Below are 23,103 nucleotides of genomic sequence, written 5' to 3'. Positions count from 1 at the left end.
TTCAATCAGCTTCCGGCATTGTTTGAAAATAAGGCAGATCCTGGATATTCGCTCTGGATATGCCCGTCAATGCAAATGGTAATGCATTCTGATTCCTCAGGTTAAATGCATTTTGTACAAAATGGTTGCGAACAACCTGGGTCGGCTTGCGCAGATGTGGCCAGAACCTGTTCGCTTCGAGCTCCCAGAATAATGAATCCGCATTCGGCAAGGCTTCATCGTGACGATATTGATAAGCCTCTTTGCGCTTGCTTTTCAGCACTTTTGTCATCCGCTCTATGCGGCAAAGGTAGAGCCCATTATTCGCATAACCTTTTCCGAATAGTATTTTCTCCTCCGCATTCAATCCGGATAGTCTTTTTACAACATTGTCGGATACCGCCTGCTGACTGCCAAAATAGGGGCCGGCTTTGATGTAATCGTACCCCTGTTTGCACCAATAGTAAAGCTCATCGCGTACTATCCAGCTGTTCAGTTCATGGATCAAGAGAAAATCACACCAGTTAAACCGGTCGTAAAAATCCTCCAACAAAAGCAGCGAAGCCAGGTGATCACGGGTAGCGAAATACTTTTTCGGAAAATAAATGACGTCTATATCTTCATTATGCTCTTTGACAATCGACAGATCGGCTCCCTCGTACGTGATGAAAATCAAAGGGTACTTTTCCAGCGTTTGCAGCGTATGATGCAGGATCTTTTCTTCCGTGGGATTGATCTCCGGATTGAGAATGGGAATGACAACTGATACAAGCTCTTTCATCAGAATGTCTCCAACTGATCAATAAGGTAATTGATCGGCATCTTTAAAAACTTACGCACACGCTGATAGCGGCGAACAGGAGCGGGCTTGATGTACGCGCATTCAAATTTCCGGTAATATGCATTTCCATTGGCTATCAGGGTGTCGCGGTATAATGCAAACAGCTCTGTAAGATCCGGCCGCTCACTTATGTCGAACCGGTCCTGGTATTTGGATAGTATATCAGGCTTTGCGGGATCGTAGCCGCTGTAATGGAAGAATATCAAAGGATTATTTTCATTGACAAAAAACGTATTTTCTTTTTTAGAAAATACCCTTTCGTGCAAATTCCAGTAGGCCGCATTGTAGCCCGGATTCCTTTCTATATGCGTGTCCGGGACGAACAAAGGAAGGAAATTCATCCAGTTCTGATCTACGAAAAGTCCATTACAAAGGTCGATCAGACATTCATACCGCAGCTTTTCTTCCCACCAGGAAATGAATTCCAGGTTGATCGCACTGCGCCGAAATGCAACAAAACCAAGATTGTAAATCCCGGTATTCAGGTGATGCAGCTCATTCGGGGTGAGCCTATCTTCAATGGGCGTGTTCAGGTGCGGCGTAAGTACCGCATCGCTTTTCTGCAATGAGCCAAGTAAACCTGTGAGTGGCTGAAAAACGATAATATCCGGATCGAAGTAAATCACATTCTTCGCTTCGGGATAATGTTTGAAAAAGTAAGTAAAATAAAAAGGCTTTACAGCAGTATTCAGCTCTGTGATGTTGTACCTGTCAGCCATTTCCTGAAAATCCCTGATCTCGATCTTATCGATTTCAATCATAGGAAAGTCGGGTTTATACGAATCGTCGAAGGATATACCCTGCAACAAATCAACCAGTCCGATGAAGAACCTCACGTCGGGGTTAGTGGCGCGAAGAGAATTCCCTAACGTCCTGGCTTGCGCTAAATAGTTGATTGAACAAATGGTAAAGGCAATGGTCATTGATTGTGCTGTTCCGAAACCTGTAAAGGTAGATACTTTTGAATAATGGCTTCGATGCTGCCGACGCTTTTCTCAGTATTGTGCCTTTCCAACACCTTTTGCCGGCCTTTTCTGCCCAATGTTTCTCTTAATGCAGGATCAAGTACCAGCTGGATAATTGCGTCTGAGGCTGCTGAAATGTCCATATAAGGTACCACAAAGCCTGCATCGCTTTCGATCAGCTCAGGTGCGCCGCCTGCATCTTCAAAACATACAACTGGTATTTCCTGTAATGCAGCTTCCAGTACCACGAGCGGATACGGATCTTCCCTGGAACTGAGCATCAGTACGTCAAACCGGTTGATGTAATCCAATGCAAACGGAGTAGGCGGAACCAGGATAATCCTGTCGCTTAATCCCATTAGCCTGATATCACTCTCAATAAGTTCATATATTTCGTGCTGCGGACCAGCTCCGATCCAAACGAAGTAGACAGGCAGCGGTGCTGTTTTGTGAATAACGCGCTTTGCAATCCAGTTGAAGATATCATTTCCCTTGCGCCATTCCGCATTGCCGCAACCGCCGATCACGATGGCGTCGTTGGGTATCCTGTAAGTTTTTTCAAGAATATCATGTTGCACTGTACGCAACTTCCGATCAATATGTTCATGATCGATCAGGGTGAATGTACTGACGTGTGCAACTGGAAAGTTGTATTTTTTGACGTAGTAATTGGCAACTGCATGTGATACCGCAATCAGGTGATCCGTCTTGCGAAGCAGAAAGTTCAGGTGCTTTTCGTGAGAGTACATTTTCACCGACATAGCCAGTTCGTGTACAAAAAGCACAAGCGGAACGTGGTGCAGGAAAGTCAGGAAATCGTGGTAAACACCTGAGTTGGCAATTGAATTAACGAAAACAAGCCCGATATTTTGTGCTTCCAGCTCAGCGATCAGGCGGTCGTTGCCTTTTTGCGTGGAGCGTTCTTCATAAAGCTTATACAGGTGTACCTTTTTAAGAAGCTTTCCGGTAAATGGATGCGGCGCAACTTTGTAGTTCTGATAAAGCCGGGTAATGGTGACAACCTCTTCAAACTCCTTTTCGAGCTCTCCGCCGCTGCAAAGCAGCAAATGCATCGGAATTCCCCGTTCTTTCAAAAGCCTTAGTAACTGCAAAAGCAGCAGCTGGCTTCCTGCGCGGTTTGCGTCATGACTGACGAATAATATTTTCTTTTGCTCCATTAACAAGAATCGCTATCTCAGACTTCAGATATCCCAAACTACGCCCGCACAGATATCAATATATCAGTAAGCTTCGTGACTCAGTTTTCCAGGCACTTTCTTGGCCGGATTCCCAACGTAAATTCCCCATTCTTCGGTTTCTTTGGTAATCGCCGAGGCCATACCGACCAATGTTCCTTGCGCGATCGTCGTATAATCGCGGATTGTGCTGTTTACACCAAAAAATGAATATGATTCAACTACACAATGTCCCGAGAGTACAACGTGGGAGGTGAAAAATACGTGATCTTTTATTTGCCCGTGGTGACCAATGTGGTTCCCGCTCCACATTACCACATTATTGCCAACAATGGTGAAAGGTTGGATCGTATTGTCTTCCAGAATGAAGCAATTTTCCCCAATTACACTTTTGTCGAAAATGGTAGCTTTGGAACTGATGTAGGAAATGAACTGATATCCTTTTGCTTTGGCTTCGTTGTAAATAGCCTCACGGTTGCGGTTCATGTTCCTGCCGGTCATTGGCGCGAAGAATGCATATTCAGAGGGAGAGAAGATGGTTTCCACGTCTTCAAATGCGACTACCGGCAAACCTTTGAATGTGTCCTGCTCTATATACTGACGATTAATTGTGAACGCAACTATCTCGTGTTCAGAATCATGTGTCAAATAGTAATGTGCCAGCTCAGCTGTATCGAGTACTCCAAAAATAATGATCTTCGCCATTCTATATTAATTCGTATGCTTTCAGTTGCGCCCTGATTTCTTCGGGATTATTAAACATCAGGATATCAATTATTGATAACCAAGGTACGAAAGCATTTTTAAATTGGATGTAAGGGCTTGGAAGACTTTTAATGAAGTCGAGCTTTATACCTTCCCCTTCAAATTTACTTTTGTCGTACAATTCCATGCCACCGATCGGATTGATGTAATGACTGGCTCCTTCTTGTTTACAGATATCCAGAATTCTAGCCTGTCCTTTCAGGTGTGTATTGTTATAGATTGTTGAAGAAGAAATGATTTCGGTGTCGATTTCCATGAATGCGCAGGTTCTCGTAAGCGCATGCAGGGTCAGTTCATAAATTGTTCTGACATCTAAATTTACAATTTCTTCGATCAGATCAAAAACCTTTCGATAATGCGGAGCTTTCTGGTAAGACTGCTGGATCGTCTTCAATAGTTTTTTCTGCCAGGGTTCTGTTTTCAGCAGCTCTACTTCATTGATAAGCTTATTCTGACTCGCGTCTTTCAGTGGAATTGTAAAAAGATGCGCTTTCCCCGAAACGAGGATATTGTTCCGGTTAATCCAGCCTTTGTTGATGAAATTGACATCGTCATAGATGATAAACTTATCAACCGCATTGATCAACTGAAAATACCCTATATACGGGAATATATAAGGCTGCATGATGGCAATAGTCATGAGACACTATTTGAGTTTGCGAAGGTAATAATCCTGACCTTTCACATCCAGGTTGGTCATCGTGGTGTCAGAGCCGAGCCTGATATCTGTCGGCAGCGCTTTGATTTTGCTGGTGTCATTGATTACACTTTTTGCATAAAAAAGGTAATCAGCTTCTTTGGGGATAGGCTTCAACCCTTGCTCGAAAGGATTGATGGTGATGAGCTTTCTGGTTAATTTCTCGCCGTATAGCGGATATTCGAAATCATCATTGATCGTAGCCAGGGCGACTGTTGCATTTTGCGGTACAATCGAATCAAACGTTTTATATGCTTTCGTAATATCCGGCCGGGCAATCGTCTGGAACTCGATGCGATCGGTCGTCAATGCTGATTCGTGACCGTACGCTGGCAAAGGAAGACAGCGCACATTGAGATATACCGCCATTACAGCCGAAATGCAGGCGAGGACAACAATGGTAAGAATGTAGCCTTTCCAGATATTTCTTCTTGGCTTGATAATAGACAAACGGTGATTTGAAAAGAGTAATAGCAAAAACAAAACGCCAAATACACCTGTCTCAATAAAATACCGGCCTTTAAACGGATCATAAGGCGCAGAGTACGATAGCGTCGCGAAGTGGAGACAGAACGCAACCGCCAGAAACCAGTGAACCCGGGATCGGAAAACCCTGACAAGCACAAGTAATACGAGCGGCAGAATCAATGCAAAGCCAAATACGCCCCAGTAGGGATTTGCATTGTAGTTGGAAAAACGCCGCTGCATTAAAAATGGTACAATGGAAAAGTCGGTTTCTTCGTCCAGCCGCATGTGGAGTTTATCTTCCAGCGCAGCAATGGGTTTTCTTATTGTTGTATTCAAATTATATCCCCATTGTGCATTCCGGATTCCGTCTAGATTGAAGAAATCGTATGCATACCTGATCACATTGCGGCTCCCTTGTTCAAACAGGTTGGATAATGGGCCGGCACGTTCCACAGATTGATGTCTCAATGATGTCGGCGGACCGATGGGGTGACCGAAAACCATGATATTTTTGATATAACCCGTCGGAAAAGTATAAACCAGCATTGCTATGGTGATTGAACAAGCAAGCTTAATAAAGCGGGCGAAAAATGTTTTGAGATCAGGTGCTATGAAAACTGCGTAGAGCATCACAACAAAAACAGGCGGAAGCAGCAGTGCGAACGTAACTTTATGACCAAAAACAATCCCGAAAACCATTCCTGAAAGATATAGGTACTTGTTTTGGCGACTGGAATAGTAGGTAAACAGGAAGTAAAGAAGACAACTCAGGTAAGCTGTCATCACAATATCGGTTTCGGTAGTTACAGCCTGCATCAGGAAATCCAGGAACATGCTGTAGGCCAGTGCACAGAAAAAGCTCGCTGAAAGATTCCGGCCGATACGTTGTGCTATCCCGAAAATCGCAACCAGTGTAATGTAGTAAGAAGTATGGTGAATCAGTTTGAAAGCGTTTTCAAAGTTACCGCTGATGAGGTAGCTGTAAATTTGAATGGCAGTGACACTTTTGGGATAAGTATCCATATTCCAGTTGGTTCCGCCAAAATGTGCCATTGTACCATGCTGAATGTACCTTACTGCGCGGTTGAGGTGGCCTGTCATGCTATCCCATTCGTTAGGGGCCGTAAACAGAACCAGGATCAGATTGGTTATGCCGACAACTGCCAGCGTTCCAAACATAATGATAAAGACCGTTTTCAGATACGGTGAAAGCTCTTTTGTCCAGAGCCGGAAAGTAGTAAGCCGGTTTGACATTACTGCGCGTACAGAATAGCCGGGCTGGGTTGTTCCCAGCTTTGACCATAGCAGATAATGCAGCGATAAGATGATGAAGTTGCCTGAAATCCATGCGTATACATTGGCAGTGAGATCGAGCGCCGAGAGCAGGAATCCGTTGGGAATAACGGTGCCTACAAATAGTATAAAGCAGGTAATGATCCACTCGGTAAGTGAAGGTTGAGCAACCCTTTTTGCAACAAAACCTACACCGTATAAAAATAAAAAGAAGGAAAGCCAGTAAAAAAGTACCATGTGGTTATGGTGATAAATGACCGTTAATGATACCGGATATCCGCTCTATATCAGAGTAAGGGAGACCGACATACAACGGCAAACTTAACACTCTTAACGCTATATCTTCAGAAACCGGGCAGGCAAATTGCCTTGGCATGAAAGAAAGCGTGTTTAATGAAGGATAAAAATAGCGGCGCGGAATGATTTCCTGCTCGCGCAACGCATCCATTACCTTGAACATTGCTGCTTCCGAAGGGAACACGACCGGATAATATGCGTAGTTATATTCAATGTCTTTGCTGATAACCGGCTTGTAAAGTACGTCCCAGTTCAACAAACTGTCATAAGCATCAAAAACCTCTTTGCGAGCCTGAATAATTGCAGGAACATGCGGCAGGTTCACCAAACCCATTGCTGCATGAAACTCTGAATTCTTGCCGTTAATACCTGCATATAGATATAGGTCATCGCCTTGGTGACCAAATGCGCGCAGCAAATGCAATTTCTTGTCGAGCTCTGGATGATTGGAGATTAATGCACCTCCTTCAATCGAGTGAAAAACTTTGGTCGCGTGGAAACTGCACGTACTCAGGTCACCATAGGACAGCAGTGATTTTCCTTTATAAGTCACTCCAAAGGCGTGTGCGGCATCGTAGATAACTTTGAGATTATGCTTTTTGGCAACTGCTTCAATGGCCTCTACATCACATGGATTTCCATAAACGTGCGTAGCCAGAATTGCTGATGTAGCCGGCGTGATTGACGCTTCAATGAGCGACGGATCTATATTAAAAGTCTGTGCATCGATATCGACAAATACCGGCGTGCAGTTTTCCCACAAAATGGCATTGGAAGTAGCGCAATAGGAGAAAGGCGTGGTAATAATCTCGCCTTTCAGTTCAAGCGCCTTAATTGCAATTTGAAGAACGATGGTCCCGTTTCCGCAAAAATAAAGGTGATCAACGTTGAGATACTCCTTTAATTCTTTTTCAAGCGTTTGAAGTTTCGGGCCGTTATTGGTGATGTAACCGCTTTCCCAAATTTCCCTGACGTGTTTAATATACTCTTCCTGATCGGGCAGGAAAGTTTTAGTGACGTTAATCATTCACTACATGTTCAGTTTGGCGAATGGAAAAATTAAGTTGAGGGCGAATATATCCGGGCCATTTGCCATACCAGGTAACATTTTCACGATAGTCCTCGATATCAAATACCAGTGCCTCTTCCATATTATAGAGCACGGTACTGGTATCTTTTACAATCATCATTGAAACAACGTAGGATCCGTCGTTAAGGAAATTTCCAGGCAGCTCGCAAGTTGCGCTCACTAAGCCCTTGGCGAAGGTCTCGGACTGTGTTCCTACATTGAAGATGCATTCGCCTGTAAACGTATATAAATGCATGCTGAGGTTCAGATTTGCGCCTTCCTCCATGTTCCAGAATTCAAACTGGAAATTAATGGGGGTACGCACATCGATATGGTTCAGGTCGTCCTGGTATTCTGGGTAAAGTTTGAAGCTTTTCACTCGGACCTGATCATTACCGGGTGCACTTTCAATATTGTCCCAATGCTTTTCAAGGCTCTTGTGTGAGACTTTACTCAGGTAGTTGGTTACAATATGCGTAGTTTCGCCCTGATCTATGAGCCGGCCTTTTTCGAAATAAAATGCTTTGTTGCAAAGTGCCTGTATCGCAGTAAGGTTGTGGCTTACGAAAATAAGTGTCCGGCCACTTTCCGAAACATCGCGCATTTTACCGAGACATTTCTTCTGGAATTCAGTATCACCTACTGCTAGCACTTCATCTACAATCAGAATCTCGGGATTGAGGTGGGCCGCAATGGCAAATCCCAGCCTGACATACATTCCGGACGAGTATCTTTTTACCGGAGTATCCAGGAATTTCTCGACACCTGCAAAATCAACGATTGCGTCAAAAGACTCTCTGATTTCGCTTTTGTTCATTCCGAGAATTGCCCCGTTCAGGAAAATATTCTCTCTTCCGGTAAGTTCAGGGTGAAAACCTGTACCTACTTCCAGCAAGCTGGCAATGCGGCCTTCGATCTTGATCTGTCCCGTACTAGGTTCTGTAATCCGGCTAAGAATTTTAAGCAGGGTAGACTTTCCCGCTCCGTTGTGTCCGACTATACCGATACGGTCGCCCTGATCGATACTGAAGTTAATGTCTTTTAATGCCCAGAATTCTTCTTTGTCAGAAAAACCGTCCTGTGCTTTCTTTCTTGAAAATAACTTGTCGACCGTCTCCGTAACAACATCACGCAGGCTTGTTGACCCACTTTTGCGTTGGTGGTCGATGATATATTTTTTACTGATGTTTTCAGCTACAATTACAGGCATGCCCAGGTGCAATTTTCAGATGTGATCCACAAACGTGTTCTCTTTTCTTCGAAAATAGATCAAAGATAATACGAGGATTAAAAAGGAAATGATCACCGTTGAGTATAAACTTTGTGGATTAAAATACGATTTTTCACCCAGTAAACACCAGCGAAAACCACCGATAATGCCCACCAGGGGATTCAGGTTATAATACTTTTCAAACCAGGTGCCTTTGACAAGCGAGCTCGGATAGGCTACCGGCAATATGTACATTCCAACTTGAATCAGGAATGGGATCAACTGGCCAATATCACGGAAGCGAACGTTCAGCACCGCGAAAAAGAGCCCGAAGCCCATTGATGTAATAAATGTAAGTAAAACAAAGAAAGGAATATATATGATCTGCCAGCTTATCGTATAATCAAAGAATGGTGTAAGTACGATAAAAATGCCTAATGCGATCAGAAAGTCTACAAAACCAACTGCAATAGAACTCAGCGGCATGAGTAACCTCGGGAAATATACCTTGGACACGAGGTTGGAGTTAAGCAATATACTATTACTGATCTGCTGAAATGTGTTCGAAAAGAAAGTCCAGATTGTCAGTCCGCTTAGTACCATCAAAGGGTAGGGGATACCCGGGTCACTGTCGATCTTCGCTACGTAGCTGAATACGAAAACCATGACGGTCATCGTCATAAACGGGCGGAGTACACTCCAAGCCACGCCAAGCAGCGTTTGCTTGTAACGAACAGAAATATCCCTTTTTGACAAGATCCAAAGAAGTTGCCTGTGTAGCCAGAGATCTTTCCAATAGTCCTTTTCAGAACCACCTGCCTTGATTGTAGTTGTGTGTTGCGCCGCCATTTTTTACGCTCTCTCTACTTTTACCTTAGTAGCAGGAGTACTGAATACTGTTCTCAAATAAGTAAATATCAATGCAATCAACAAGCCCGACAACGCGCCGATCTTTGCATTCCTTTTGTCTTCTGCCTTCATGTCCAGAGGCACTTTGATGCCTTCAATCTCTGTAAACAGCGGCGCCTCGCGAACAAGCGACATCTGCATCTTTTCTGCATTCGCCATTGCTTCGTAGTAAAGCTGCTGCAGGAATGAAGATTTACGCTCCATGCTATTGGTAGAAACCTTAGCTTCCGGCAGCATAATCTGTGTGCTGTAATCCATTTGCTTAGCCAGCTTGTGCTCGGCGATACCAAGTACCCTGGCCAGCGAGTCAGCGCGGTGCTGAAGCAGGCGCAGTGTTTTTCTTGTTTTTTGCGTCTGGTTCTCGGTATACATTTCTTCTACCGTCTTCAATAGCGTGGTTACCCAAAGGCCTGCCAGCGCCTCATTTTCCATCTGCGTGGAGAGTGAAATGAAAGATGATTTTCTGTCAAGAGAAGCAATATCAGTCGCATCTGCCGCTTTCTTAACGATTTCGTTCAATACAATCCTGGAATTTCTGTCAAGCTGTTTCAGATCATTTGTCTGAAAATGGAAGTTCTGCAAGTCAGGTCTTTCTTCCCAATCTGACGTTTTAATGCCACTTGAATCAATGAAGAAGTTGGCGAAAATTTCTTTTCTGCCGTGAATATCTACCTCCTTCATCAGGTTTCTTTCCAGTACCGGGCGGGATTTAACAAAATAGAAGAAGTTTTCGCCGGTAAAAATGTTTGCATCCGGAGTCGATCCAAGTCCGAGTAGTCCGGCCATATCACCTAAACCCGAAGCCTGGCTTCCTCCGCCCAGGTTGAAAACAACGTTTGCTTCGTACTTAGGCGCCTTTTTAATGTAGGTGTCCATGGCATACCCAATTCCGAAGCCGATGATGGGCAGGAGCAGGATCATCTGCCAGTTGCGAAGGATCGCATCTTTTACAACAATTACCTTTTCGACAACCTCCTTTGGAGAAAGTTCATCGTCAGGAATCTGTTGCCTTTGCGTGGGTGTGAGTGTTTCAGCCATTATCTAATTGAGCGAAAAGCCAATACTGTTACTATTAATCCCATCACAGAGCTTAGCAAGCCTGTGGCAGTTGAAATTGCCTGCTGCGTATTCAATTGAGGCGCTGCGCGAACTGGTACAAAAATCTCCGATCCTGGTTCAACTTTCGGATAAACGTTGAAGAACAGGAATCTTCTTGTACGGTCAATATTTCCATTCGGGTATTTAATGTACGAGCTTTTCCGCAACGATTGAACTGTGAAGCCTCCTGACTGCGAAATATAGTCCGTAAATGACATTCCTTTGCCATATTTAACGGTTGTAGGATAGAGTACCGATCCCGCAACTTGTACCGTTTCAAGGCGCTTAGGTATCCGGATAATATCGCCTTCCTGTACGATCAGATCTTCAAACGATCCCGGATTTTTGAGGATATTCTCTAAAACGATACCGATCTTTTCTTCTTTTACATTAGGCTGATCACCCAATATTGTCCCTTTTTTAATGCTCCTTTCGGTAATTGCCGCCTGATCAAAGTCGGTAGGCTCTTCAAGGTCACGGACAATCGTGCGACGAAGTAATGTAGCACCCTGGGGATAAGCAAGCTCGGTTAATCCGCCTGCTCTTTTGATAATGTCACTGATCTTGTCATTCTTATTGACAATCGTATAAGGACCTGTTACAAGTACTTCTCCTTCAACAAAAACAGTTTGCTGTTCTACATAATTCGGAGATTTACGTACGATTACCTGGTCAAATGGCAACAGGCGGAAATTCGTTGCTTTACTGTTGAGCGACAAATCGCGGTTCAGGTCAAACTTGAAAACTTCTGATATCTGCGCATTTGCTGTGCCGGCCACGCCGTTACGCTTACGTCTCACCACTTCCACCTCGGTCGTGTAAGCGGACTCTTTCAGGCCGCCTGCCTGTACCAATGCATCTTCCAGCGTCATCTCGGATGTAAAAGGAAATTTACCTTCATTCTCACCGAATTTAGTATTGTTCACTTCACCTTCTACACTCACATAAGCGGATTCCGCCATATCGAATTTCGAAGGTACAATCACCTGGTCAAGGCGTGTAAGGATAAGGTCCGGAACTACATTGTTGATCAGGTCGGTGTAGTTCATGGAAATATTTTGCAATGTAAGATCATCTCTTGTACGCAGAATGCTGATCCGGCCGATGAACGCATCTTCGCGCAAACCCTGTGCATTTTCAATCAATGCTTTTAAAGTCGGGCTACTATCAAGTGAAAAATTGCCAGGTCGCATTACCGCTCCTTCAATGGTGACGATATTATCAAACCGGTCGAGTACGGTTCCTACGTCGATAGAGTCACCTGTAACAACGTCGAAGTTTTCGTAATTGCCTTCGGCAACATCCAGTAGCTTTCTTTCCTTGGATGTAATGCGCTGGATTTTAAGTCTGGCCCGGTAGGCTTTATCCTGAAATCCGCCTGCATATCTAAGAACATCTCCCAGCTTTTCTTCCGGTTTAAGTTCATATATACCCGGACGTTTGATCATACCGGTGATTTCTGCTCTTTTCAGGTAGTAGCCGACTACAATGTTGTCGTTGTCCTGAACGCGGATATCGCCTTCAATTTTACCATTTACCAGGTAGTCGTAGATATCCATGTGAGACACTACTTTTCCCTGACGCACAACCCGTACATCGCGGAAAGATCCAATTTCATTAGGTCCGCCGGCCTGGTAAAGGGCATTGAATGCAGAAGAAAGAGAAGATACTTCGTAGGTGCCTGGGTTGATTACTTCACCCGTCACGAACACCTTCACTGAACGAATATTGCCAAGCGTTACCATCAGTTTGGTCCGCGCGGTTGCCCCGCCTGAGCCGAGTAGGCCGGGAACAAACTTGGCGAATTTGTCAATCAGAATTTTCCTGATTTCCTCGATCGTGCGTCCTGCCACCTGAACAGGTCCCACACGCGGGATCAGGATATTTCCATCTTTATTTACTAGGCCTTCGTAAGTGCTTTCTGCGTAGTTGTAAATGTAGATATTCAGTTCATCGCCAGGGCCGACTATGTAGTTTGTAGGTGTTGCGATCTGTAAATCAGGGATTGGGTCAAGGTTTTTATTAGCAAAAATGGAGTAGCCGTAAATTTTCTGACGAAATGCCTCTTTTTCCTGCTCTGCCGGCGTCAGCTGGGTCGTGGTTGAGGTGTTTACCTTGCTTTGATCATTGCCTTGATCGCTATTTTGTCCATTCTGGTTTTGCGCGTTCTTGCCATTATCATTGGACTGGTTGGCCGCGTTTTGCTGGTTTCCGGTTTGCTGACCGCCGTTCTGCGCATTACCCGATTGAGGATTGTTTGCATTGCCGGTTGTACCTGAAGGTGCATTTCCACTGGTTCCTCTCGGCCCACTTTGCTGCGCACCTCCCGGTGTGCCCTGGGAAGTGGGAGCGGTAGTAGTTGGAGCTGTGGGTGTTACCTGGGAAACTGCGGGCAGGGAGATCAAAAAACTCAGAAAATAAAGAAATAATGATTTATAACTTTTAGTAAATCTGAATCTGTTCATATGAAGAATTATTGTACTATTGAAATGCTGAAAATCCATGAAACCTATCTTTTAGACTACTATTTTTGAGTTTGGAATCCAGGCCAGCTTCGTTTTTCGATGTGTATGTGCTAGCAAAGTAAATTAGATTTTTCCTATTTTTAAAGAAATTCTATTAATCGGCCTCACCTAATCTGCGCAAAGTTATAACAGCGTAACGACAAAAAACTGAAATTATTAAAATACAATATTCAAAATCGGAAATAAGACTAAAAGAATAATTATAAAAATGGAAAGTGCAAACGTTCAATACGACGAGGATAGTATCAGGTCTCTGGACTGGAAGGAACACATACGACTTCGGCCGGGAATGTATATTGGAAAATTGGGTGATGGGTCGTCGGTGGATGATGGTATTTATGTGCTCGTGAAGGAAATCGTGGATAACTCGATTGACGAACACATGATGGGAAATGGCAAAACGATTGAGATCAAGATTTCGGAGCATAGGGTAGAGGTAAGGGATTACGGCAGGGGTATCCCGCTGGGTAAGGTTGTGGATTGTGTTTCGAAAATAAACACCGGTGGTAAGTATGACTCCGGTGCTTTTCAGAAATCTGTGGGTTTGAATGGAGTTGGTACAAAGGCGGTGAATGCGCTCTCGCAATATTTTAAGGTACAATCATTCCGCGACGGTAAAACGAAAATTGCCGAATTTGAACAGGGCGCCCTGCTGCGCGAGTCTGGCGAAGAGACTTCCAGCCAGCGGAATGGTACGCACACATTATTTGAGCCAGACGGGGCTATCTTTAAAAACTTCAAATATATCCCGCAATACCTCGATAGCATGATCTGGAATTATTGCTATCTCAATGCGGGCCTCACGATTAATTTCAACGGGCAGAAATACATCTCTCACAATGGATTGCTGGATTTGCTGCAAAGCAAAACAGATGCTGAATCGATCCGTTATCCCATCATTCATTTAAAAGGGGAGGATATTGAGTTTGCAATGACACACGGGAACCAGTACGGAGAAGAGTATTATTCTTTCGTGAACGGCCAGTACACAACGCAGGGTGGTACGCACCTCGTGGCTTTCCGTGAAGCTGTGGTGAAGGCAGTGCGTGAGCATTTCGGGAAAGACTATGCGCCGGAAGATATTCGCTCGTCCATCAGTGCGGCAGTAGCTATACGCGTGCAAGAGCCTGTGTTTGAATCGCAGACAAAAACTAAGCTCGGCTCTAACACCATTACGCCAGACCCGAACAGTACTACTGTGCGGACTTTTGTGAATGATTTTGTGAAAGAGCGACTGGATAATTACCTGCACATGAACCCTGAATCGCGGGACGCATTGAAAAAGCGCATTGAGCAATCGGAACGCGAGCGGAAGGAATTGGCGGGAATCAAGAAACTGGCAAATGACAGAGCCAAAAAAGCCAATTTGCACAATAAGAAACTCAGGGATTGTCGACTGCATTTGACCGACCTTAAAAACGAGCTCCGTTACGAAACTACATTGTTTATCACCGAGGGTGATTCGGCAAGCGGCTCCATTACCAAGTCGAGAAATATCCAGACTCAGGCTGTATTCAGTTTGAGGGGAAAACCACTGAACTGTTTTGGTTTAACCAAAAAGATCGTGTACGAAAACGAGGAATTTAACTTGCTTCAACACGCTCTCGACATTGAAAACGGCGTCGAAAATTTGCGTTTTAACCGCATTATCATCGCTACTGACGCGGACGTAGACGGAATGCATATCCGCTTGCTGCTGATGACATTCTTCCTGCAGTTCTTCCCTGATCTGGTACGTAATGGACACGTGTTCGTTTTGGAAACGCCGCTTTTCCGGGTCCGTAACAAGAAGGAAACCATTTACTGTTACAGCGACGAGGAAAAGCAGTACGCGATCCATAAGTTAGGCAGCAAGCCGGAAATTACGAGGTTCAAAGGTCTGGGCGAGATATCACCGGAAGAATTCGGAAAGTTTATCGGTGAGGATATGCGCATTGAACCCGTTATTCTGCAAAAAGAGACTTCGATTCAAAAGCTGCTGGGTTATTTTATGGGTAAAAACACGCCGGAGAGGCAGCGGTTTATCATCGACAACCTGAAAATCGAGAAGAATATAGAAGAGCTGGCGCTGGCCGGATAGCTGATATTATTACCAATCATTTTACAATATCATTTGTGGATTTACAGGATTTAAGAAACAGGATTGACTCACTTGACGATCAGCTATTGTCCATTTTGAACGAGCGAATGGAGCTTGTTCAAAAAGTAGGCGAGCTGAAACGGTCGTCACAATCGATCATTTATCGCCCCGAAAGAGAAAAACAGATCCTGGACAGGCTTGAAAAACGAAATAACGGACTGCTGACGCGCCAGGCTATCAACGCCATCTTCTTTGAGATTTTCGCGGTTTCCCGTAATCTCGAACTACCCGAAAGAGTGTCTTACCTGGGGCCAGAAGGCAGCTTTACCCATCAGGCGGCCGAGAGCCGGTTTGGTGGAATGAGCGAATACCTGGTTCTGCCGACAATCCATTCCGTTTTCGAAAGCGTGGAGACAGGCCGGGCGAAGTTCGGCGTGGTACCCATTGAAAATAACCAGGAAGGTATCGTTATCGAGACCGTAGATTTCCTGCGTGAAAAAAACCTGTCCATTGTAGCCGAGGTGCTCTTACAGGTGCATTTTACTTTTGCTTCTCAATCCGACAGCCTTAAAGATATCCGGCGCATTTATTCCAAGGATATCGCATTCAGGCAATGCGGTAAATTTATACAGGAATACCTTGCCGGAATGAATGTAGAACTGATCCCGGTAGAATCAACTTCAAAAGCTGCGAAAATGGCCGCGGAAGAGCCCGATGCTGCTGCAATCTGCTCTTCGATTTCGGCTCGGCTTTTCGGGGTACCCACGCTTTTTGATAATATTGAAGACAGTGACCAGAACAGGACGCGGTTCTTGATCCTAGCCAAAGACTTCGCAAATACGAAGAGCGACGACGACAAAACGACAGTTATTGCCAATCTGCCGAATACAAACCGCCCTGGTGTACTTTACGAGTTCCTGAAAGATTTCAACGATCGCGGTATCAACCTGACCAAGATTGAGAGCAGACCGCTAAGAGGCGAAGCTGCATTCAGGACCTGGTTCCTGGTAGAATTTCTGGGGCATATGCAGGACCCGCCGGTGCAGGAGATCATGCACAAATACGGTACGCATTTGAAATGGCTGGGCAGCTACATCAAAGTATCCTGATTATTTCAATGTCCCACGGTAAAGCGACGGCCAGTTACCATATAGCTCGATGGAAGTTTCAGTTCCATCGGGCAATCGTACCTGCATTACTTTATTTGCATTGGGTGATTGGAAGCAGTCAACTGCGAGTACGGCGATCTGCTTTCCTTTCACAACAGAGGTCACAAAAGGCTCCTTATTTTCGATAGCGAGCAGTGCCTGTTCTTTTTTAGGCTGTTTCCAATTCCCATTTGACTTGAATGCAAGATCTTTAACGGTACCACCCGTAATCACATCTTCCACCTGCTTGGCCATCCAGTTGCCCAGCATGTAATATTCAGTAGGGAAATCCCAAGACATGGGGGCGCCGCTGGTCCTGTTTTTACCCACTTCGCTTTCCGGTGTTTTTCCGTCTGCTGCGTACCATTCATATCCCCAGCCCCAGCTGTCTTTGGATAGCTGGTATGCATTCGGATCATTTCCGACCGGCGCACTGTCCTGCCACAGGTAATAACCGTCAAACAGCACTAGTGAAAAGAGCGATAAACTCAGCGCCTGGCTGGCTGGCATTAATTCAAGCTGGTTCATGATCAGCTCGCCTTTGGGATTGGTAAGCTGGTAATTCCACGGATTAATGGGGTCTTTGTACAAAGGCTGGTACTTGTTCCAGCCGTAAAATATAAACTTATTGTTTTTCTGATAAGGTATCTGCTGGTTAATCCGGTGCGAATGCGTGGCAGAGAGCAGCACGAAGTTATTTGGGGAATTACCCTTTTCGTCCATCGGGAACATTGATTTCGAGTAAACGTCAATGGGAACCGTGTTGAATACAGTTCGCAGACTTTCCCCGCTTGGCATGATGTCGAAGTTGGTATTGTTTGCTTTTGGCTCTTGATAATCTTTGTAAAAATCGGCTGGTTTCGCGCCTCCCACTGTATTAATATGTGGATTGGTGTAAGCGCCGCCGCCCCAATAATCCATCAGGTACATTTGCGGATGGTTTTTCCTGATCACACTTGCAAACCAGAACAGGCGCTGCTTCACCTCGGGAGAATACTTCTGGTTCCAGAACTCGAAATCAAATGCATAAACACCGAAGCCTGGCACTCCTGCCCGCGATTCAACTTCCTGCCTACTGAGCTGGGAAAACCATTTATCGTCCTGATCTGCGAAATAATTAGGTGTGGCTGTATAGTGTAGCTTGCTTGGGGGATACTCTTTTTCAGTATTAAAAAGATATCCGATCCCGCGCTTGTAGTAGTTTTCAGCCGGAACGTAATCGTTTACTCTGTATTGAGCTACAATCTTGTTTTTGACAGGTTCAAATTCCGGGAATTTGGTATCAAATGTTACATTCAAACCCCGTGGAGGAGCAAACCAGTCGGGAATGTTAATCCTGGTCAGCGTCGAGTTTGTCTGATCTGAAACTTTGCCTGAAATCCAGATATTTTGCTGACGTAGGGAGCGGTTTTTAAGTTCGTTCCACCAATCATTATAAGGTGCGTCGATCCACCGCGCAGTAATGGAGTAAAGATAGCCGGGTCTTACCTCAATGCCGTTTTCCAGTCCATTCACGCCGATACCATCGATCATCACCACCTTTGTCCGGCCGTCCTGGTAATTGGCAAAATCTTTGAGAAACAGCTTTCCGTCCTTCAACACGGGCCGCACGTCAAGCCAGTTGTCTTTACTTCCGTGCCGGATCCATTGCGAAACATCCGGTATTTCATTCTTGATCGAACCGTCGAAATTGAATGAAGCGGTAGTCTCACAACCAGGTTGTCCCAGGCTGACAACTTTAATATTTGCTTCGCCTGCACTCAGATCAACTCCGGGCAGTGTGAGCCAGGCTCCGTATCTGTGCGGGAGATCGGAAAACTTCTGAACCTTGCCCGATTGGGTCAGTTCTACATTGTAAGGAGCAAGCCCGCCGACATTTGCTGCAAGCTCAAATTGCATTTCGGAGCCGATCTGCCGGTACCTGCGTATCACCAGGTCGCAGGCATTTGAAGAGGAGTCAATCGTAGTTGCAACCGGGAAACCTTTGGTACTCTCCGGATAATGGCGGTCGCCGGAAGGGCCGAAGCGGTTCCAGGCCCATAGCCCAGAACCAGCCAGAAAAATGAATATTCCCGAGGCCCAAAGAAAAAATGATTTTGACAAAACTTTGTTTTTATGTACCACAATCTGATGATTACCACCAACGATAGAAAATGCCTACCGAACCGTTCAGCGACGACACTCCTTTCTCGATATAATCGTGTTTGTAAGCTGTGCCGTCATATTTCACACGCACATCCACACCCACTGATCCGTCTTTTTTGAAAAGGAATTTAGAGCCAAGCCCAATCCCGTATTTCGGTGCAACTTTCTGGTGCTGCGAAGACAAACTGCCGTAATAAAGCACATTGTCCAGAATGCTAACTCCACCGCTCACCTGAACGTAAGGCTGAATGCTCGATGTCCGTCCCAGGAAATGGTAGTTGCCAAAAAGCTCCACAGGATATTGCGACAAAGTGCGCGTTTGCACTGCTGATATCGTCTCACTGCCATTCTCATATATTGCACGAGGCAGCCGCTTTTGAAAGTAAGTCGAACCGATCTCACCGCCGATTGAAATGGGTGAATTTCTTAAAACCCACTCAATGGAAACCGAAGCATTCTGGAACGAGGCCTTGTCAATGTACTGATCTGAGAACGAACCTAAAGGTACTGCACCTGTAAACCGCAGGGTTGCCAGGTAGTGCGTATACCGTTCGAAAGGCGAAGGCAATGTATAAAGTTTAGGTGCATCCTGCGCAAATGCAGGTATGAAACCGGCCAGAAAAAAGGCTGCTACTATTAATTTTTTCATTTTCAGTTAATCTTTAAATATCCGGACTGGCCAAAAATCGAGTCCACCATCGTGTCAACATACTGCCTGTTGCCGATTCCCGAACCTCTGATCTGAGCATCCCAGATCACATTGAAAGTTTTGTTGGTAGTATTTGGATTCTTGAAATCCAGCATGGAAATCAACCAGTAGCTTTCGGCTGTTTCGTAGTAACTATAGTAGTTGGGGTATCCGTAGCCATAACCAAGGCCCCCGCCCCAGTACCCGCCGTAATAAGACGAAAGTGGCTGAGAAACTACATTCAGGTAAGTATTGGTAACCCAGGTTACATTGATACCCACATCGGGGTTGCTTTTTGGGCTCACGTATTTATAACCGAGGCCCTGCATTTTGGTTATAATCCGGTTTAAAACATCTCTGTCAAGGTCACTCAATGCTGTTCCTGAGCGATTGTTCTCAACTACCAGCACGGAATCAACGATGCTGAATGTTTTGTACTGTGTAAAATTGGCTGATTGATCGTGATTGGTTACATATACCAGAGACTCTTCGGTGGACAGGTCACTAATAGGGTCTTTTGAGCATGAAATCAATCCCAGGCCAGCTATCAGAAGGAATAACGAGGCTTTCTTTAACATTTTGGGTCTAAATTTTAATTTGATAATTAAACGAAAATTGAAATTGAACATTTTATTTCTGGTCCATTCCGTGTTCAATATTTTGGTTGGACGGGGCCTGTTTTCAAGCAAAGACGGGAATCTTTAGAAATTGGTTGTAAAGAAGTTTCTTTGCAGAACGAAAGCATTAGCAACTGCCGGGCACAGAAATATTGTTGTTCTGGGCGGATATTAAAATCGTGCGAAGCCAGTGAGTGTGCGTTCAACAAAAATGAATCCTGGTAAATAATGAGAAGGCATAATTTGCCATCTTTGGTTTCGAAAAATCCAGCAGCACCTTGCATTAATTGATAGATATGGAAACAAAAGAAGAGATTTTAAGGATCATAGATGTTCTTAATGATACCTATGAAAGTGAAGAGGCGTGGTACGGACCTTCCGTTGTAGAGGCTTTGCGGGATGTTACCCCGAAAATGGCAGAGGCCAGACTAAGTACCAACACGCATTCCATTGCGGAGATCGTGTACCACATGACTACCTGGCGGATTTTTACTGTTCGAAAGATACAGGGTGATGCCGAGTTTGACATTAAAACGCAGGATAAAGACTGGAAGAAATTCCCGGTTGTGGATGAATTTGAATGGGAAGCAATTCAAATGGAACTGAGCCTTTCGCAGGAAGAACTCATCTCCGAACTCGAAAAAATCGAAAGCGACAGCTTCCTCGAGGAATTCGTGCCCGGGCGTGATTATTCCTATTACACATTGATCCACGGGATCATACAGCACGATGTATATCACGCGGGACAGATCGGATTGATCAAGAAAGCATTGAAGGGGATGAGGCTGGAAGAGGACGATGATTTTGGTGCGTACAACGACCGTTCCGATTTTGATCAGGGTGCAGATTACTACTGATACTTGTAGGATATTTTGTTAAAAGTGCGACTTGCATAGTATTTATTGTTCAAATTTTTTAGTTTGCATTATAAAGGATCGTCTTAGCACATTGCTGCTGACTTTCCAATGGTGTGGATATAGACAAAAAGGCTGTCCGATATTTCGGTCAGCCTTTTTTTAAGTAGAAATGTGTGCGACATTGGGCTTATAAATATTTACCGCTGCTATGAAAATTCTAGTCGTTGAAGACGAGCCGAAGCTGGCCGGTTTCCTGAAAAGGGGACTGGAAGAGCAATCCTGGGAAGTTGAGCTGGCTTATGATGGTCAGGTTGGTAAGAAAATGGCTTCCAATTACCGGTTTGATATTATTATCCTTGATGTAAACCTCCCGCTTCTGAATGGATATGATCTCGCCAGACAACTGCGGAATGATGGGCTTTCGACTCCCATTCTTTTCCTCACTGCACTCGGCACAATCGACGATAAGCTCGACGGCTTCGAAGCAGGCGGCGACGATTATCTGGTTAAACCATTCGAATTCCGCGAACTGATCGCAAGGGTAAAGGTACTCGCGCATCGGAGTACCACGAGAGAGCAGTCCAGCCAGGTACTGACAATCGCCGATCTTGAACTGAACCTGGACGAAAAGGTAGCACGCAGGGCCGGCAACCGCATTGATCTCACGGCTAAGGAGTTTGCATTGCTGGAATACCTGATGCGCAACCGGGGCCGGGTAGTATCAAGGGTCGACATTGCTGAGCAGGTTTGGGATATCCGGTTTGACACAGGTACCAATGTGATCGATGTATACATCAACTTTTTGAGGAAAAAAGTAGATAAGGATTACCCCAACAAGCTGATCCACACAGTTGTGGGAATGGGATATATTTTCAAAGAGGAATGAACATCAAGGCCCGCCTGACGCTCATGTTTACCATGCTGGTGGGTTCCATCATGGCGCTTTTCTGTTTGGCGATCTACTTTTTTTATGATCAGTACAGGGAAAAGCAATTCTATTCATTTCTGAACGAGCGCGCACAGACGATCGCACAGCTGGTGGAGGCGAGTAACGGGATCAGCAAAGCAGATATTGAAAAAATAGAAAAGGAGAATAAAACCATTCTCCTGAACGAAGAAATTACCATTTACGACGGGTCCGACTCGGTTATCTACATGAGCGGAGCCGAAGATCTCAAAATATCCAAAGCTACCCTCGCCGATGCGCGTGCTGGAAAAGAGATCAAGACCAAGTACCAGAATAAAGAAGTATTTGTGATCCGGCACATTCTGCAGGATCATCGCAAGCCGTGGATCGTGGTGATCATTGCCGATGATACCTTGGGTATGAACCAGCTGAACAGGCTGCGTGAGATCCTTTTGATCGGCTGGCTGCTGTCGCTAATCCTGGTGGCCGTGGCGGGCTGGCAGTTTTCCAACGACGCGATCAAGCCTGTGGCCGACATTATCGCCCAGGTTAACAACATTTCAGCGGGTAACCTGCACGAAAAAGTGAGTGTAGGTCGTGAAAAGGATGAGTTGGCTTTGCTGGCGGAAACCTTTAATCAAATGCTTACAAGACTGGAAATTGCCTTTGTTGCACAAAAGAACTTCGTGTCCCACGCCTCGCATGAACTCCGCACACCCCTCGCACTGATCATGAGCGAAGCAGAGCTCGGACTGATGAAGGAACGTTCTCCGACCGAATACCAGGACGCATTAAAAGGGATCTGGGCCGAAGCAAAGGAAATGAATGGACTAGTGAGCAGGCTCCTGGAACTCGCCCAGACTGACGAGAATGCATTTAAGGTTTCATTTAAGAAAATCAGGATAGACGAGGTACTCTGGCAGGCGAAAACTTCGGTTGAACAAAAGAACCAGGGATATCTGGTGAAAGTAGCTTACGACAAAATTCCCGATGACGAAGAGCAACTGAAGAGGTTTGGTGACGAAAGTCTGCTGCGCACTGCATTCGTTAATCTGATGGACAACGCATGTAAATACTCGGAAGACAAAACGGTAAATGTGTCGCTTGAAATTGTTAATAATTACATCCGGATTTATTTCAAAGACCGTGGCGTGGGCATTGCAGCGGCTGAGTTACCTTACATTTTTGATACATTCTACCGAAGCGGTGCCACCAGCAGTAAGGCGGGCTACGGAATTGGTCTGGCCTTAACGAAGCGCATTATCAATATGCAGGGCGCAACGATTGACGTGGAGTCGGTACCAGGTTCCGGGACAACGTTCGCAGTCCGTTTTCCGCCATTTTAATTC

At 45.1% G+C, this 23,103-nt stretch carries 19 protein-coding genes; 5 read left to right on the top strand and 14 right to left on the bottom strand.

The window, feature by feature from the left end; translation table 11 throughout:
* Position 1: 1 nt before the first annotated feature.
* The 11 genes from Q369_RS0106000 to Q369_RS0105950 form a co-directional block, all read right to left on the bottom strand.
* Positions 2-760: a DUF5672 family protein gene (locus Q369_RS0106000; protein WP_031526907.1), complete on the bottom strand. Its 759-nt coding sequence runs from the start codon at positions 758-760 to the stop codon at positions 2-4.
* Positions 760-1,743, bottom strand: coding sequence for a glycosyltransferase family protein (locus Q369_RS0105995; RefSeq protein WP_031526906.1), 984 nt, complete (start codon positions 1,741-1,743; stop codon positions 760-762). The genes Q369_RS0106000 and Q369_RS0105995 overlap by 1 nt, the downstream gene beginning before the upstream one ends.
* Complete coding sequence (locus Q369_RS0105990) at positions 1,740-2,963, bottom strand: glycosyltransferase family 4 protein (RefSeq protein WP_031526905.1); 1,224 nt, start codon at positions 2,961-2,963, stop codon at positions 1,740-1,742. Before Q369_RS0105990 ends, Q369_RS0105995 begins: the two co-directional genes overlap by 4 nt.
* 63 nt (positions 2,964-3,026) lie before the next feature.
* Complete coding sequence (locus tag Q369_RS0105985) at positions 3,027-3,686, bottom strand: acetyltransferase (protein ID WP_031526904.1); 660 nt, start codon at positions 3,684-3,686, stop codon at positions 3,027-3,029.
* A gap of 1 nt (position 3,687) precedes the next feature.
* Entirely contained in the window at positions 3,688-4,386 is a 699-nt protein-coding gene (locus Q369_RS0105980) for a WbqC family protein (RefSeq protein ID WP_031526903.1), read from the bottom strand.
* 6 nt (positions 4,387-4,392) lie between these two features.
* Positions 4,393-6,441 (bottom strand): ArnT family glycosyltransferase, encoded by a 2,049-nt coding sequence (locus Q369_RS0105975; protein WP_031526902.1) that lies wholly within the window; start codon positions 6,439-6,441, stop codon positions 4,393-4,395.
* A 4-nt stretch (positions 6,442-6,445) separates the two neighbouring features.
* A complete protein-coding gene (locus Q369_RS0105970) occupies positions 6,446-7,528 on the bottom strand; it encodes a DegT/DnrJ/EryC1/StrS family aminotransferase (protein WP_031526901.1) in 1,083 nt (360 codons plus the stop codon).
* The gene (locus Q369_RS0105965) at positions 7,521-8,780 is read right to left on the bottom strand and encodes an ABC transporter ATP-binding protein (protein ID WP_031526900.1); all 1,260 of its coding nucleotides are present in this window, start codon (positions 8,778-8,780) and stop codon (positions 7,521-7,523) included. Before Q369_RS0105965 ends, Q369_RS0105970 begins: the two co-directional genes overlap by 8 nt.
* Positions 8,781-8,795: 15 nt before the next feature.
* On the bottom strand, positions 8,796-9,629 hold the full coding sequence (locus Q369_RS0105960; protein ID WP_031526899.1) for an ABC transporter permease: 834 nt from the start codon (positions 9,627-9,629) through the stop codon (positions 8,796-8,798).
* A 3-nt stretch (positions 9,630-9,632) separates the two neighbouring features.
* On the bottom strand, positions 9,633-10,727 hold the full coding sequence (locus Q369_RS0105955) for a hypothetical protein (protein ID WP_031526898.1): 1,095 nt from the start codon (positions 10,725-10,727) through the stop codon (positions 9,633-9,635).
* Entirely contained in the window at positions 10,727-13,252 is a 2,526-nt protein-coding gene (locus Q369_RS0105950; RefSeq protein WP_035333025.1) for an SLBB domain-containing protein, read from the bottom strand. The genes Q369_RS0105955 and Q369_RS0105950 overlap by 1 nt, the downstream gene beginning before the upstream one ends.
* A gap of 268 nt (positions 13,253-13,520) precedes the next feature.
* Here Q369_RS0105950 and Q369_RS0105945 point away from each other — a divergent pair, with 268 nt between their 5' ends.
* Complete coding sequence (locus Q369_RS0105945; protein WP_031526896.1) at positions 13,521-15,392, top strand: DNA topoisomerase IV subunit B; 1,872 nt, start codon at positions 13,521-13,523, stop codon at positions 15,390-15,392.
* Between the two features lie 35 nt (positions 15,393-15,427).
* Positions 15,428-16,501 (top strand): prephenate dehydratase, encoded by a 1,074-nt coding sequence (gene pheA, locus Q369_RS0105940; RefSeq protein WP_031526895.1) that lies wholly within the window; start codon positions 15,428-15,430, stop codon positions 16,499-16,501.
* On the opposite strand, the gene Q369_RS0105935 is transcribed toward pheA, so the two are convergent.
* Genes Q369_RS0105935 through Q369_RS0105925 form a run of 3 tightly spaced genes read right to left on the bottom strand, consistent with a single transcriptional unit; the run spans position 16,502 to position 19,951 of the window.
* A complete protein-coding gene (locus Q369_RS0105935; protein ID WP_229206747.1) occupies positions 16,502-18,643 on the bottom strand; it encodes a hypothetical protein in 2,142 nt (713 codons plus the stop codon).
* A gap of 31 nt (positions 18,644-18,674) precedes the next feature.
* A complete protein-coding gene (locus tag Q369_RS0105930; RefSeq protein ID WP_031526893.1) occupies positions 18,675-19,334 on the bottom strand; it encodes a hypothetical protein in 660 nt (219 codons plus the stop codon).
* Between the two features lie 2 nt (positions 19,335-19,336).
* Positions 19,337-19,951, bottom strand: coding sequence for a DUF4136 domain-containing protein (locus Q369_RS0105925; protein WP_031526892.1), 615 nt, complete (start codon positions 19,949-19,951; stop codon positions 19,337-19,339).
* A gap of 335 nt (positions 19,952-20,286) precedes the next feature.
* Here Q369_RS0105925 and Q369_RS0105915 point away from each other — a divergent pair, with 335 nt between their 5' ends.
* The 3 genes from Q369_RS0105915 to Q369_RS0105905 all read left to right on the top strand — a co-directional run bounded on the left by Q369_RS0105915 (position 20,287) and on the right by Q369_RS0105905 (position 23,100).
* Complete coding sequence (locus tag Q369_RS0105915; protein ID WP_031526890.1) at positions 20,287-20,847, top strand: DinB family protein; 561 nt, start codon at positions 20,287-20,289, stop codon at positions 20,845-20,847.
* A 208-nt stretch (positions 20,848-21,055) separates the two neighbouring features.
* Positions 21,056-21,733: a response regulator gene (locus Q369_RS0105910; protein WP_031526889.1), complete on the top strand. Its 678-nt coding sequence runs from the start codon at positions 21,056-21,058 to the stop codon at positions 21,731-21,733.
* Complete coding sequence (locus Q369_RS0105905; RefSeq protein WP_031526888.1) at positions 21,730-23,100, top strand: HAMP domain-containing sensor histidine kinase; 1,371 nt, start codon at positions 21,730-21,732, stop codon at positions 23,098-23,100. The genes Q369_RS0105910 and Q369_RS0105905 overlap by 4 nt, the downstream gene beginning before the upstream one ends.
* Positions 23,101-23,103 lie beyond the last annotated feature (3 nt).

Origin of the sequence: Dyadobacter crusticola DSM 16708, from assembly GCF_000701505.1 — a bacterium.
Lineage (GTDB): Bacteria > Bacteroidota > Bacteroidia > Cytophagales > Spirosomataceae > Dyadobacter > Dyadobacter crusticola.
The sequence above is the reverse complement of the archived record's forward strand: the minus strand, read 5'-3'. Positions and strand labels throughout refer to the sequence as shown.

Bases quoted from the DNA above. Each gene is read 5' to 3' on its own strand.
- Q369_RS0106000 (WP_031526907.1), bottom strand. From the start codon at position 760: ATGAAAGAGCTTGTATCAGTTGTCATTCCCATTCTCAATCCGGAGATC.
- Q369_RS0105910 (WP_031526889.1), top strand. From the start codon at position 21,056: ATGAAAATTCTAGTCGTTGAAGACGAGCCGAAGCTGGCCGGTTTCCTG.
- Q369_RS0105985 (WP_031526904.1), bottom strand. From the start codon at position 3,686: ATGGCGAAGATCATTATTTTTGGAGTACTCGATACAGCTGAGCTGGCA.
- Q369_RS0105965 (WP_031526900.1), bottom strand. From the start codon at position 8,780: ATGCCTGTAATTGTAGCTGAAAACATCAGTAAAAAATATATCATCGAC.
- Q369_RS0105905 (WP_031526888.1), top strand. From the start codon at position 21,730: ATGAACATCAAGGCCCGCCTGACGCTCATGTTTACCATGCTGGTGGGT.
- Q369_RS0105970 (WP_031526901.1), bottom strand. From the start codon at position 7,528: ATGATTAACGTCACTAAAACTTTCCTGCCCGATCAGGAAGAGTATATT.
- Q369_RS0105960 (WP_031526899.1), bottom strand. From the start codon at position 9,629: ATGGCGGCGCAACACACAACTACAATCAAGGCAGGTGGTTCTGAAAAG.
- Q369_RS0105995 (WP_031526906.1), bottom strand. From the start codon at position 1,743: ATGACCATTGCCTTTACCATTTGTTCAATCAACTATTTAGCGCAAGCC.
- Q369_RS0105930 (WP_031526893.1), bottom strand. From the start codon at position 19,334: ATGAAAAAATTAATAGTAGCAGCCTTTTTTCTGGCCGGTTTCATACCT.
- Q369_RS0105945 (WP_031526896.1), top strand. From the start codon at position 13,521: ATGGAAAGTGCAAACGTTCAATACGACGAGGATAGTATCAGGTCTCTG.
- Q369_RS0105915 (WP_031526890.1), top strand. From the start codon at position 20,287: ATGGAAACAAAAGAAGAGATTTTAAGGATCATAGATGTTCTTAATGAT.
- Q369_RS0105980 (WP_031526903.1), bottom strand. From the start codon at position 4,386: ATGACTATTGCCATCATGCAGCCTTATATATTCCCGTATATAGGGTAT.
- Q369_RS0105925 (WP_031526892.1), bottom strand. From the start codon at position 19,951: ATGTTAAAGAAAGCCTCGTTATTCCTTCTGATAGCTGGCCTGGGATTG.
- Q369_RS0105955 (WP_031526898.1), bottom strand. From the start codon at position 10,727: ATGGCTGAAACACTCACACCCACGCAAAGGCAACAGATTCCTGACGAT.
- Q369_RS0105990 (WP_031526905.1), bottom strand. From the start codon at position 2,963: ATGGAGCAAAAGAAAATATTATTCGTCAGTCATGACGCAAACCGCGCA.
- Q369_RS0105975 (WP_031526902.1), bottom strand. From the start codon at position 6,441: ATGGTACTTTTTTACTGGCTTTCCTTCTTTTTATTTTTATACGGTGTA.
- Q369_RS0105950 (WP_035333025.1), bottom strand. From the start codon at position 13,252: ATGAACAGATTCAGATTTACTAAAAGTTATAAATCATTATTTCTTTAT.